We start from the raw sequence: 11,780 nt of genomic DNA on the forward strand, positions 1-11,780 counted from the left end.
CCCACCCTTCCCCGCCCCGCCGTCCTCGAACTGATCGGCAACACGCCATTGGTTCGGGTCAGCCGGTTCGATACCGGCCTCTGCACGCTGTTTCTCAAACTTGAATCCCAGAACCCCGGCGGCTCCATCAAGGACCGTATAGGCCTGGCCATGATCGACGCCGCCGAGCGCGACGGCCGCCTGCGCCCCGGCGGCACTATCATCGAGGCCACCGCCGGCAATACCGGCCTGGGCCTGGCGCTGGTCGGCCGGGCCAAGGGCTATCGGGTGGTGCTGGTGGTGCCCGACAAGATGTCCACGGAAAAGGTGCTGCACCTCAAGGCCATGGGTGCCGAGGTGCATATCACTCGCTCCGACGTGGGCAAGGGCCACCCCGAGTATTACCAGGACGTGGCCGCTCGCCTGGCCAAGGACATCCCCGACGCGTTCTTCGCCGACCAATTCAACAACCCGGCCAACCCCTTGGCGCACGAGACCAGCACCGCACCGGAAATCTGGGCGCAAACCCAGCACGATGTGGACGCGATCGTGGTGGGCGTCGGTTCCGCCGGCACGCTCACCGGCCTGACGCGTTTCTTCAAGCGCGTGCAGCCGGAGCTGGCCATGGTGCTGGCCGACCCGGTGGGTTCGGTGATGGCCGAATACAGCCGCAGCGGCCAGTTGGAAACACCGGGGGCCTGGGCGGTCGAGGGCATCGGCGAGGACTTCATCCCGTCGATTGCCGACCTGTCCAGCGTGCGCCACGCCTATTCCATCAGCGATGAAGATAGCTTCGATCACGCCCGGCAACTGCTCAAGGCCGAGGGTATCCTCGGCGGCTCCTCCACCGGCACATTACTCGCGGCCGCCCTGCGTTACTGCCGCGAACAGACCGAGCCCAAGCGAGTGGTCACGTTTGTCTGCGATACCGGCACGCGCTACCTGTCGAAGGTCTACAACGACCAATGGATGAACGACGCGGGCTTGCTGCAATACAAGCACTACGGCGACCTGCGCGACTTGATCGCGCGGCGCTTCGAAGACGGCCGCGTGATCAGCGTGAGCCCCGACGACACCCTGCTCACCGCCTTCCAGCGCATGCGCCTGGCAGATGTCTCCCAACTCCCGGTGCTGGTGGACGGTCGCGAACTGGTGGGGGTGATCGATGAATCCGACATCCTGCTGGGCCTGCACCATGACGCCGCGGATTTCAACATGATTGTCGCCAGTGCCATGACCGACACGTTGCAAACACTGGCCCCCAGCGCCAGCCTGGGGGAACTGCAGGCGGAGCTGGATCGCGGCCTGGTCGCCATTATTGCCGACGACTCGGGCTTTCACGGCCTGATTACTCGCGTCGACCTGCTTAACCATCTACGGAGATCCCTTGCATGAGTCAGTCCGATAAAAGCGCGTTTGCCACCCGTGTGATCCACGCCGGGCAATCCCCCGACCCGACCACGGGCGCGCTGATGCCGCCGATCTACGCCAACTCCACCTACCTGCAAGACAGCCCCGGGGTGCACAAGGGCTTCGACTACGGCCGCTCCCACAACCCAACGCGCTTCGCCTTGGAACGCTGCGTGGCCGACCTCGAAGGCGGTAGCCAGGCGTTTGCCTTTGCGTCCGGGCTGGCAGCGATCTCGACGGTCCTGGAGCTGCTGGATGTCGGCGCCCACATCGTGTCTGGCAATGACTTGTACGGCGGCACCTTCCGCCTGTTCGACAAGGTGCGCCAACGCAGCGCCGGGCACCGCTTCAGCTTTGTCGACCTGAGTGACGTGTCGGCCTTCGAAGCGAGCCTGCAGGACGATACACGCATGGTCTGGGTCGAGACCCCCAGCAACCCGCTGCTGAGTCTTACCGACCTCAGCGCCATCGCCCGTATCTGCCGCGCTCGGGGCATTATCTGCGTGGCCGACAACACTTTTGCCAGCCCATGGATCCAGCGCCCGCTGGAGCTGGGTTTCGATGTAGTGGTGCACTCCACCACCAAATACCTCAACGGCCACTCCGATGTGATCGGCGGCATTGCCATCGTCGGCGACAACCCCGACCTGGCCGAACGCCTGGGCTTCCTGCAGAACTCGGTCGGCGCCATTGCCGGCCCCTTCGATGCCTTCCTCACCCTGCGTGGCGTAAAAACCCTGGCACTGCGCATGGAGCGCCATTGCAGCAACGCCCTGGACCTGGCCACCTGGCTGGAACAGCAACCGCAAGTGGCACGGATTTACTACCCGGGCCTGGCCTCCCACCCGCAGCATGAACTGGCACGCAAGCAGATGCGTGGGTTTGGCGGGATGATTTCAATTGAACTGAACAGCGACCTGGCCGGCGCAAGGCGCTTCCTGGAAAACGTCAAGCTCTTCGCCCTGGCCGAAAGCCTTGGCGGCGTGGAAAGCCTGATCGAGCACCCGGCGATCATGACCCACGCCAGCATCCCGGCAGCGACACGGGCACAGCTGGGGATTGGTGATGGGTTGGTGCGGTTGTCGGTGGGGGTCGAGGACGTGGACGACCTGAGGACGGACCTGGCCCGCGGCCTGGCGAAAATCTAGCGACCTGCACCGGGCAAAATGTGACAGCGGGCGTGCTCGCGAAGGCGATGGGTCAGTCAATACATCGACTGACTGATAGACCGCTTTGGCGAGCACGCCCGCTCCCGCAAGGGGGTTGTGTCAGGCGCTGGTGACGTTGGCACGGGCCGCATGCAGCTTCTTGTAGCTGTCGATCAAGCGCAAATGCCGGTCCAGCCCTTCCAGCTTCATGCTGGTCGGCGTCAAGCCATAGAAGCGCACATCGCCTTTCACTGAGCCAATCACCGCATCCATCCGCTCATTGCCAAACATGCGGCGGAAGTTGGTTTCGTAATCCGCCAAGTCCAGGTCGTCGTCCAGCTCCATCTCCAGCACCGCATTCATCGCCTGGTAGAACAGGCCACGCTCGGCGGTGTTGTCGTTGTATTGCAGGAACATCTCCACGCACTCCTTGGCCTCTTCATATTGCTGCAAGGCCAGGAAGATCAGCAGCTTCAACTCCAGGATGGTCAGTTGGCCCCAGGCGCTGTTGTCGTCGAATTCGATGCCGATCAGGGTGGTGATATCAGTGTAGTCATCCAGCTCGCTTTCAATCAGACGCTCGACCAACGCCTGCAACTCTTCCTCGTCGAGGCGGTGCAGGTTGAGGATGTCCTCGCGGAAAAACAGCGCCTTGTTGGTGTTGTCCCAGATCAGGTCATCCACCGGGTAGATTTCCGAGTAGTCGGGCACCAGGATGCGGCAGGCGGTGGCACCGAGGTGTTCGTACACCGCCATGTACGACTCCTTGCCCATGCCTTCAAGAATGCCGAACAGAGTCGCGGCTTCCTGGGCATTGGAGTCTGCACCTTCGCCAGTGAAGTCCCATTCGACGAATTCATAATCCGACTGCGAACTGAAGAAGCGCCACGACACCACGCCGCTGGAGTCGATGAAGTGCTCGACGAAGTTGTTCGGTTCGGTCACCGCCTGGCCTTCGAACGTGGGCTGCGGCAAGTCGTTCAAGCCTTCGAAACTGCGGCCTTGCAGCAGTTCGGTGAGGCTGCGCTCCAGTGCCACTTCCAGGCTTGGGTGCGCGCCGAACGAGGCGAATACGCCCCCGGTGCGCGGGTTCATCAAGGTCACGCACATCACCGGGAACTCACCGCCCAGGGACGCGTCTTTCACCAATACCGGGAAGCCTTGGGCTTCGAGCCCTTGAATGCCGGCGAGGATGCCTGGGTACTTGGCCAGCACCTCGGCGGGTACGTCCGGCAAGGCGAATTCGCCTTCGATGATTTCACGCTTCACGGCGCGCTCGAAGATCTCGGACAGGCACTGCACCTGGGCTTCGGCCAGGGTGTTGCCAGCGCTCATGCCGTTGCTGAGGTAGAGGTTTTCAATCAGGTTGGAGGGGAAGTACACCACCTCGCCGTCCGACTGGCGCACAAACGGCAGCGAAACAATGCCGCGCTCTTCATTGCCGGAGTTGGTGTCGAACAAGTGCGAACCGCGCAGCTCGCCCTCGCGGTTGTACACCTTCAGGCAGTAGGCATCGAGGATTTCGCTGGGCAGCTCGTCGTTGGGGCCGGGCTGGAACCAGCGCTCGTCCGGGTAGTGCACGAACGGCGCGTTCGCCAATTCCTCACCCCAGAACTGGTCGTTGTAGAAGAAGTTACAGTTGAGTCGCTCAATAAACTCGCCCAACGCCGACGCCAAGGCGCCCTCTTTGGTCGCCCCCTTGCCATTGGTAAAACACATCGGCGAATGCGCGTCGCGGATATGCAGGGACCAGACGTTAGGCACGATATTGCGCCACGAAGCGATCTCGATCTTCATGCCCAGACCGGCCAGGATGCCGGACATGTTGGCGATGGTCTGTTCCAGTGGCAGGTCTTTGCCGGCGATGTAGGTGCCGCCTTCGGAAGTCGAGCCGGGCATCAACAATGCCTGGGCATCCGCATCCAGGTTCTCGACTTCTTCGATGACAAACTCAGGGCCGGCCTGCACCACTTTCTTGACCGTGCAGCGGTCGATGGAACGCAGGATGCCCTGGCGGTCCTTGTCAGAGATATCCGCCGGCAATTCCACCTGGATCTTGAAGATCTGGTTATAGCGGTTTTCCGGGTCGACGATATTGTTCTGCGACAAGCGAATATTGTCGGTGGGGATATTGCGGGTCTGGCAATACAACTTCACGAAGTACGCCGCGCACAAGGCCGACGATGCCAGGAAATAATCGAATGGCCCCGGTGCCGAGCCATCGCCTTTATAGCGAATGGGCTGGTCGGCAATCACCGTGAAGTCATCGAACTTGGCTTCAAGCCGGAGGTTGTCGAGAAAGTTGACCTTGATTTCCATGGGGGCACACCAGAATAACGGGCTAAACAAAAATGGCCGCTATTATGAGGTTTTTCACCGGGAAGTTTCAGGCTTTTGACCAGTGGCGGGCGAATTATCCATTGTAAATTAACCTTTTCGCGATTGGCGCCGATGGACTGAGGGCAACCAGGGAGTAGTCGGAATGCGCAATAACCAGCCTGTAACACAGCGTGAGATTTCCCTCGCGCCTTCGCAAAAACTCATCTCCGCCACCGATGTCCGAGGGGTCATCACTTACTGCAACGACGCCTTTGTCGATATCAGCGGCTTTGAACGTGCGGATCTGATCGGGGCACCGCAGAACATTGTGCGTCACCCTGATGTGCCGCCCGCCGTTTTTGCGCACATGTGGAGTGCGCTCAAGCAAGGACTGCCCTGGATGGGCATCGTGAAAAACCGCTCCAAAAACGGCGACCACTACTGGGTCAACGCCTACGTCACACCGATCTTCGAAGGCAGTAAGGTGGTCGGATTCGAATCGGTGCGGGTCAAGCCCACAGCCGATGAAATCCGCCGTGCCCAGGCCCTTTACCGTCGTATCAGCCAAGGCAAGCCCGGCGTGCCGCGCCAGGATGCCTGGCTGCCAGCCGCCGTCAGTTGCGTCCCCTATGTAGCAACCGGACTTGCCGGTAGCCTGGCCGGGCTGTTCCTCACTGCGCCGGTGGCCATTGCGGTGGCCGTGGCCGTTGCGGTGCCCGTGGGCATACTCTGCTCACGCTGGCGTCAGGGCAGCACGTTGCGCCTGTTGCAAGGTGTCGAGCCTTCGACCTCGGACGCCCTGATTGCGCAGATGTACAGCGATGCGCGCGGGCCCCAGGCACGTTTGGAAACGGCGTTCCTCAGCCAGGCCGCACGCCTGAAGACGTGCCTCACCCGCTTGCAGGACAGTGCCGAACAACTGAGTGCGCTGGCCGGGCAGTCCGATCAATTGGCCACCGCCAGTTCCAAGGGTTTGGACCGTCAGCGCGTCGAAACCGAACAGGTCTCGGCCGCCGTCAACCAGATGGCCGCGACTACCCAGGAAGTCGCCAGCCACGTACAGCGCACCGCCGACGCCACCCAGCAAGCCAATGTGCTGACCGGACGCGGGCGTGAGGTAGCGCGAGATACCCGCGAGGCAATCGAACGCTTGTCCACCGTGGTCAGCGAAACCGGCGTGACCGTGGCGCAGCTGGCACGGGACAGTGACGAAATCGGCAGCGTAGTGGATGTGATCAAGGGCATTGCCGACCAGACCAACCTGCTGGCCCTCAACGCCGCCATCGAAGCGGCGCGTGCGGGCGAGCAAGGCCGTGGCTTTGCAGTGGTCGCCGACGAAGTGCGCCAACTGGCCCAGCGGACCTCTCAGTCCACCACCCAGATCCACGCGCTGATTACCCAGCTGCAGGCGTCGTCAAACAACGCGGTGCAAAGCATGGAGCACGGCCAGCGCCAGGCCCGGGAAGGCGTGGCCTGGGTACTCGAAGCTGACCAGGCGCTGGTTGGCATCAGCGAGGCCGTGTCCCACATCACCGACATGACCACCCAGATCGCCGCTGCCACCGAGGAACAGAGCGCGGTGGCCGAGGAGATCAGCCGCAACATCACCACCATCGCCGAACTGGCCGACCAGACCTCGCTGCAAGCCCATCAATCCACGGACCTGAGCAAGGAACTGACGAACACCGCGGCCACCCAATACGCATTGGTCGAGCGCTTCAATCGCTGAGCCTGCGCTGAACGTGTCGTGGCAAGCGCGCTTCCTGTGGTGAGCGCGCCGGCCACGAGAACATCGCCGACCACAGGATAATGGCGATATGCTTGGGCACACCCTCCACCCAACACGAAGCCCACCCATGTCCATCACGGATAACCTCCTCGCCTTCACCTTCGCCGCCACACTGCTGACGCTCACGCCCGGCCTCGACACGGCCTTGGTGCTCAGGACTGCCACGGTGGAAGGCAAGCGCCAGGCGCTGCAGGCCACGCTGGGGATCAACGCCGGTTGCCTGCTGTGGGGGGCGGCGGTTGCGTTTGGCCTGGGTGCGTTGGTGGCGGTGTCGGAAGTCGCCTTCAACCTGCTCAAGTACTGCGGCGCTGCGTACCTGGCCTGGTTGGGTGTGAACATGCTGTTGCGCCCTCGCCGCGCCTTCGCGAGTGCCGAGGCGGATGGCAAGCCCGCCGGCAACTGGTTTATCAAGGGCATGCTGGGCAACGTGCTCAACCCCAAGGTGGGGATTTTCTACGTGTCCTTCCTGCCGCAGTTCATCCCCCAGGGGCAGCCGTTGATTCTCTGGACATTCGGCCTGGTCAGCATCCATGTGCTGCTCGGCGCATTGTGGTCACTCGCATTGATCAGTGCCACGCGGCCGCTTTCCGGGTTCCTGCGACGTGAACGCGTTATCCAATGGATGGACCGCACCACCGGCATGATCTTCGTGTTGTTTGCCGTGCGGTTGGCGTTCAGCAAGCGCTGAGCCCTTCCCCCCTTCGGAGCCCAGCCAGCCGGTGGCTCCCGTGACAACTACGTGCAGGCGTTGCGTCCCCGATTATCCCAGGCGTATTGAAAGTTCGATGTCATCGGCAAACGCCACGGACAGGTAGCCGTTCTCCGGTGCGCGCACATGGGCCAGGTATTCAGGGCAGTAATCGGTGTTATCCGCCACCACCAGAGCGCCGGGGCGCAGGTGGCTTTCCACCAGGTTGAGCACGTCCCCATACAGCGTCTTGGCGCCGTCCAGCAACAGCAAGTCCACGCTGTCCGGCAGTTCGCTGGCCAGGGTGACCAACGCGTCGCCTTCGCGGATATGGATCAGGTCACTCACGCCGCCTTCGATAAAATGCTCGCGCGCCAGGGCGATCTTCGAAGCTTCGAATTCACTGCCGACCAGCACTCCGCCACCGTTGTCACGCAACGCAGCGGCCAGGTGCAAAGTGGACAGGCCAAACGAGGTACCAAACTCGACAATCGCCCGCGCCTTGCTGCTGCGCGCCAGCATGTAGAGCAGCTTGCCGGTGTCCCGCGACACCGGTAGCCACAGGTCCTTGAGCATCGAATACAGCGCCACATATTCAGTCTTGCTGTGCATCAGCCGCTCGCGCTCATCCTTCGAGATCGTGTTCAGCACTGGGCTGGTAGCGGCGCTGGCTTGGGTATACAAACGTTCGATCAGGGGCGCCAAAGGCGCAGAGGTCAGGCTCGACATCATTGATTTCCTTAGAGCTGGGACTAAGATGCGACTAATTCGTCGCATTAAAAGTATGCGAGTGATTCGTCGCATCCGCTATTCGCATTAGCCCTGCCTCCGGAGCCCTGCATGACCATCCGCCAGACCCCGCGTATTTCCTCGCGCAAACAGCCACAACAGGCACGCTCCACCGAGTTGGTGGCGGCTATTCTCGAAGCGGCTATTCAGGTTCTGGCCAAGGAAGGCGCCACCCGTTTCACTACCGCACGGGTCGCGGAGAAGGCTGGCGTGAGTGTGGGTTCGGTGTACCAGTACTTCCCGAACAAGGCGGCGATTCTGTTCAGGTTGCAGAGTGACGAGTGGCAGCAAACCACCCAGATGCTGCGCGGCATCCTGGAGCAACATACCGAGGCACCGCTGCATCGCCTGCGCACGCTGGTGCATGCCTTCATCAGGTCAGAATGCGAAGAAGCCCAGATACGCGTCGCGTTGAACGACGCGGCGCCGCTCTATCGCGATGCCCCGCAAGCCCTGGAAGTACGCGCGGCGGGGCAGCAGATATTCGCGGCGTTCATGATGGAGTTATTGCCAGAGGTGACCGAGCCAACCCGCACACTGGCATGCGATCTGATCCTGACCACGCTCAGTTCGGTCGGCAAGGATTTCTCCGGCAGCCCACGCACTCCTGAAGAAATCGCTGTTTACGCCGATGGCATGGCTGATATGTTTCACGCCTATGTGATCGCGCTCAACCATCCCTGACGCGCCTACACCCCGCAAAGGACTGCACATGAACTTCTTCAAGAAACTGTTCGGCTCATCGACAAAATCGGATGTGCCTGCGCCTACGCCCAATGCAGCGGAGTCGCCCGAACCCGACGCCGCCAACCAGGCCGCTCGCGTAGCCACCGCCGACTGCCTGGACCGACACTGGCAGTCCGTGGGCACCGTCGAGAAAGACGTGCTCGCCTACCTGATCAGCCCCAGCCTGACCGGTGGCCCCTACTGGCCGTCCACCCGCCAGGCGTATCGCGTGGTGCGCCGGGGTAATAACATCGTGCTGGCAACCGACGGCCTGTCCGACCCCTTCGACGACGCCGAAGGCCTCGGCAATGGCTTCGAAATGGAGCTGTTCCTGGAAACCGCCGACATCCCCGACAACGCCCGAGGCACACTCGGCGACGTCGACCCATTGCGCCACAGCTGGGCATTCGAACTGCTCGAACACGTCGCCAAGACCGTCGCCAACGCTGGCGGCATCACCCGCCCCTTGGAGAACCACGGCGTACTGTCCCTGGAACTGCCCGGTTTCAGCCAATCGCACCTGATGAGCGATCAACTCCCTGACCTGTTCGTCACAGCCGACGACGCCGCCGGTGTCCTCCTCGGCGGCCCCGCCCCGGACTTCCCCACCCGCCTCGACGACATGCCACTCTCACCGGTGCAACTGGTGCCGGTGGTACTGATCACGGCGGCAGAGCTTGAGTACGTGCGCACAGGTGGGCGCGCGGCACGGGAGGATCTGGTGGCGCGGTTACAGGCGGCAGGGGTTGGGCATGTAAGTTGTGTTTATCGGGAGAGCGTGGTTTAGGTGGGCCTATTGGTGAACGTTTAGAGGGGGAATGACGGCTTAAGCGGGAGCTGTGGGCCAGGAGCGGACGTGATTCAACCAGGGCATATCCTTTTCGAGGCGATGGTGAAGCTTTGATCATCGCTGATGCTTCGATCCAAGGTAAACAAAGCGCTTGGTGATTTTGACTCCGCGTTTGCCCAGCGATGAGTAAGCGTTGAACTGGCGGCGATCGACCCGAAGCTGGCTATCGGCTTGGCTCAGTTTCAGGTTGGGCAAGCCGGTCGCTCGCCCAACCGCTCTACCAACCTTACGAGATAACCATCGGCATCCTGGACGATGAACTCTCGCTGGCCTACTTCTACCTGTTCAGCCCGATACCACGTGTCTTTGCATTCTCGATAGAGTGAACAGCCTGCCTGATCAAGTTTCTGGATGATGGGGGCGACAGCCTCAACATCAATCTGTAGGTTGATGCCTCTCCCAAACGGCCTAGTCAACGACGCCGTCAGCCATTGACCCGCGTCCGGATCAACCTGCTCAAGCATTACTTGAGCCCCATTCAAATCAAGGTATGCAAATCCATCTTCCGGGCGTTGATAAGCCACGTTGAACCCCAGGCAGGAAACCCAAAAAGCTAAGCTGTTCTCCAAGTTAGTAACCATTAACTCCGGAACCAGTTTGTTACGTTCAAACATGAGATGACTTCCATTTCACAAGGCTTATTTTTGCAGGTGGGCAGGTTCTGCATTTATGACTTCGATGCCGCGACGGGGTCGTGGCGAGCATGATGATGCACGGTCGGTCGGGAATTATCGAGTCGCTTTGAGGGAATGCTTTTGGCCGAGAGCTGCCGGTCACGGATGACCGCTTTCGGCCAGAAGCAGCCATTCATAATCCCCTAAGGTATAGAGATGCTAACCTCCCTAGGCCAAACTGAGGCAAGGCACCTGAGAGATTCCGGGGATCTAAAAATGGAAAAAACGCTCTCCTCGACATTTATGCGCACCAAAGGGAAGCCCATAAGTTTCAATGGAAAAACTGTCGTTGCGATCATTGAGATCAAGATCACAGAGCCCAGAACCGTCTTTTCAGTTCGTCGATTGGGCGCTACGAACGGTCGAGTGCAAGGATTGGCATTAAAGATAAAGGGCGGGCAAATTGTCGTCGAAGGCTCTGGCAACGGCTGTCCCGAAATAGTTTTGTGGTCTGATACCAGTCCCGATGCTTTGGAGATAGAAGTGTTTTCTAAAGGTGGAAACGTTCTAAAAATCTGGAACGTCTGGAAGAGCGCTTTTGGCATGAATGCATGGGTTGGCAATGCTGGAATTCACGTCCACGGGACCGATGGCACGATGACGTTGGAATGTAGCGACGGGGTGGGTGATGTCGACTTCTCCGATTATGTGGTTGTTGTGGAAAAACGATAATGCACGGAGTTATGTCGGCTTTGGGTCGTTTTCAGCCAGTCACGACAGGCAGAAAACGACCCGGAGCTGACCAGGTCAATTGAGCGCATCATCAACTGGCATCGGTTAGAATCCTCAGATTATTTCGACAATGCTTGCTACAAACGAGGAAATTCCATGGCAAGGATGGCCGCTGTTTTCACTTTACTGAGTTGCATGGCGTCGACCTCGGCATTGGCGGCGTCTGATTGTCCGTTTCCGCAGGGAATGCAGGCATCCATCGGTGCGTCGAAGCAAGCTATTGAGGCCAGGCAAGCGGGCGTCGCCAAGGATGATCTGCTCACCAAGATTTCCCCCGCAGCCAATGGGCAGATGTCCCAGATGCTAAAGAATATCGTCGACGAGGTTTACGATTATCCGGCATTGCTGCCCGAGGTGTATACCGCCTTCCGGTTCGAGCGCTGCTTTGTTTCGCAGCAACACGCCGAACAGGTGGCGGCTATGAAATTTGCCGATGCCTATCCGCTGCTGAAAAAATGCGAACAGCTCGACCCGGAAGGGGCCCGACCGCCTTGCGCAATGCGCGTAGTGCATACAGTGACCGGAATTCCCGAGTAAACGATCCGTTAATTTGCTCGCAGGAATGCATGCTGTGTTGCTGCGTCCTGAAATCGAGAGAGAGAGGTCGTCTAGATCCTTGTCCGCATCGAATGTCGGCTAATGGCCGAAAGCAGTCATCCATACCCACCCCTCCCCA

The 11,780-nt window shown here is 60.3% G+C and carries 11 protein-coding genes; 8 read left to right on the forward strand and 3 right to left on the reverse strand.

Annotated features, from left to right (window positions below):
• Window positions 1-1,374, forward strand: a 1,374-nt coding sequence (locus tag CQ002_RS27850) for a cystathionine beta-synthase (protein ID WP_105720650.1), incomplete at its 5' end; no start/stop codon positions are given.
• Window positions 1,371-2,537, forward strand: a complete 1,167-nt coding sequence (locus CQ002_RS27855; protein WP_105162346.1) for a cystathionine gamma-synthase — start codon at window positions 1,371-1,373, stop codon at window positions 2,535-2,537. The genes CQ002_RS27850 and CQ002_RS27855, both read left to right, overlap by 4 nt.
• A 120-nt stretch (window positions 2,538-2,657) precedes the next feature.
• Here the strand turns inward: CQ002_RS27855 and CQ002_RS27860 are convergent, their stop codons facing one another.
• Window positions 2,658-4,856, reverse strand: a complete 2,199-nt coding sequence (locus CQ002_RS27860) for an OsmC domain/YcaO domain-containing protein (protein ID WP_105162347.1) — start codon at window positions 4,854-4,856, stop codon at window positions 2,658-2,660.
• 163 nt (window positions 4,857-5,019) lie between these two features.
• Here CQ002_RS27860 and CQ002_RS27865 point away from each other — a divergent pair, with 163 nt between their 5' ends.
• Together CQ002_RS27865 and CQ002_RS27870 are read left to right on the forward strand one after the other, a co-directional pair.
• Window positions 5,020-6,585, forward strand: coding sequence for a PAS domain-containing methyl-accepting chemotaxis protein (locus tag CQ002_RS27865; protein ID WP_034104971.1), 1,566 nt, complete (start codon window positions 5,020-5,022; stop codon window positions 6,583-6,585).
• A 127-nt stretch (window positions 6,586-6,712) separates the two neighbouring features.
• Window positions 6,713-7,333 (forward strand): LysE family translocator, encoded by a 621-nt coding sequence (locus tag CQ002_RS27870; RefSeq protein WP_034104970.1) that lies wholly within the window; start codon window positions 6,713-6,715, stop codon window positions 7,331-7,333.
• 72 nt (window positions 7,334-7,405) lie between these two features.
• Here CQ002_RS27870 and CQ002_RS27875 read toward each other — a convergent pair whose 3' ends face one another.
• A complete protein-coding gene (locus CQ002_RS27875) occupies window positions 7,406-8,062 on the reverse strand; it encodes an O-methyltransferase (protein WP_105162348.1) in 657 nt (218 codons plus the stop codon).
• A gap of 111 nt (window positions 8,063-8,173) precedes the next feature.
• Between CQ002_RS27875 and CQ002_RS27880 the strand changes: the two genes are divergently transcribed.
• Both CQ002_RS27880 and CQ002_RS27885 read left to right on the forward strand, forming a co-directional pair.
• Entirely contained in the window at window positions 8,174-8,806 is a 633-nt protein-coding gene (locus CQ002_RS27880) for a TetR family transcriptional regulator (RefSeq protein ID WP_105162349.1), read from the forward strand.
• 28 nt (window positions 8,807-8,834) lie between these two features.
• Window positions 8,835-9,635 (forward strand): suppressor of fused domain protein, encoded by an 801-nt coding sequence (locus CQ002_RS27885; protein WP_105162350.1) that lies wholly within the window; start codon window positions 8,835-8,837, stop codon window positions 9,633-9,635.
• A gap of 245 nt (window positions 9,636-9,880) precedes the next feature.
• Here the strand turns inward: CQ002_RS27885 and CQ002_RS27890 are convergent, their stop codons facing one another.
• Window positions 9,881-10,312 carry a VOC family protein gene (locus CQ002_RS27890; protein WP_034104965.1) on the reverse strand — a complete coding sequence of 144 codons (432 nt, stop codon included), beginning with the start codon at window positions 10,310-10,312 and terminating at the stop codon, window positions 9,881-9,883.
• A gap of 276 nt (window positions 10,313-10,588) precedes the next feature.
• Here CQ002_RS27890 and CQ002_RS27895 point away from each other — a divergent pair, with 276 nt between their 5' ends.
• Window positions 10,589-11,044 carry a hypothetical protein gene (locus tag CQ002_RS27895; protein WP_170041116.1) on the forward strand — a complete coding sequence of 152 codons (456 nt, stop codon included), beginning with the start codon at window positions 10,589-10,591 and terminating at the stop codon, window positions 11,042-11,044.
• A 156-nt stretch (window positions 11,045-11,200) separates the two neighbouring features.
• Window positions 11,201-11,641: a hypothetical protein gene (locus CQ002_RS27900; protein WP_105162351.1), complete on the forward strand. Its 441-nt coding sequence runs from the start codon at window positions 11,201-11,203 to the stop codon at window positions 11,639-11,641.
• Window positions 11,642-11,780 lie beyond the last annotated feature (139 nt).

The sequence above is a fragment of the Pseudomonas sp. MYb13 genome (assembly GCF_002980075.1).
In the GTDB taxonomy this organism is placed as follows: Bacteria; Pseudomonadota; Gammaproteobacteria; order Pseudomonadales; family Pseudomonadaceae; genus Aquipseudomonas; species Aquipseudomonas lurida.

Excerpts from the sequence above, each read along its gene's own strand:
- CQ002_RS27855 (WP_105162346.1), top strand. The coding sequence starts at position 1,371 with ATGAGTCAGTCCGATAAAAGCGCGTTTGCCACCCGTGTGATCCACGCC.
- CQ002_RS27860 (WP_105162347.1), bottom strand. The coding sequence starts at position 4,856 with ATGGAAATCAAGGTCAACTTTCTCGACAACCTCCGGCTTGAAGCCAAG.
- CQ002_RS27865 (WP_034104971.1), top strand. The coding sequence starts at position 5,020 with ATGCGCAATAACCAGCCTGTAACACAGCGTGAGATTTCCCTCGCGCCT.
- CQ002_RS27870 (WP_034104970.1), top strand. The coding sequence starts at position 6,713 with ATGTCCATCACGGATAACCTCCTCGCCTTCACCTTCGCCGCCACACTG.
- CQ002_RS27875 (WP_105162348.1), bottom strand. The coding sequence starts at position 8,062 with ATGTCGAGCCTGACCTCTGCGCCTTTGGCGCCCCTGATCGAACGTTTG.
- CQ002_RS27880 (WP_105162349.1), top strand. The coding sequence starts at position 8,174 with ATGACCATCCGCCAGACCCCGCGTATTTCCTCGCGCAAACAGCCACAA.
- CQ002_RS27885 (WP_105162350.1), top strand. The coding sequence starts at position 8,835 with ATGAACTTCTTCAAGAAACTGTTCGGCTCATCGACAAAATCGGATGTG.
- CQ002_RS27890 (WP_034104965.1), bottom strand. The coding sequence starts at position 10,312 with ATGTTTGAACGTAACAAACTGGTTCCGGAGTTAATGGTTACTAACTTG.
- CQ002_RS27895 (WP_170041116.1), top strand. The coding sequence starts at position 10,589 with ATGGAAAAAACGCTCTCCTCGACATTTATGCGCACCAAAGGGAAGCCC.
- CQ002_RS27900 (WP_105162351.1), top strand. The coding sequence starts at position 11,201 with ATGGCAAGGATGGCCGCTGTTTTCACTTTACTGAGTTGCATGGCGTCG.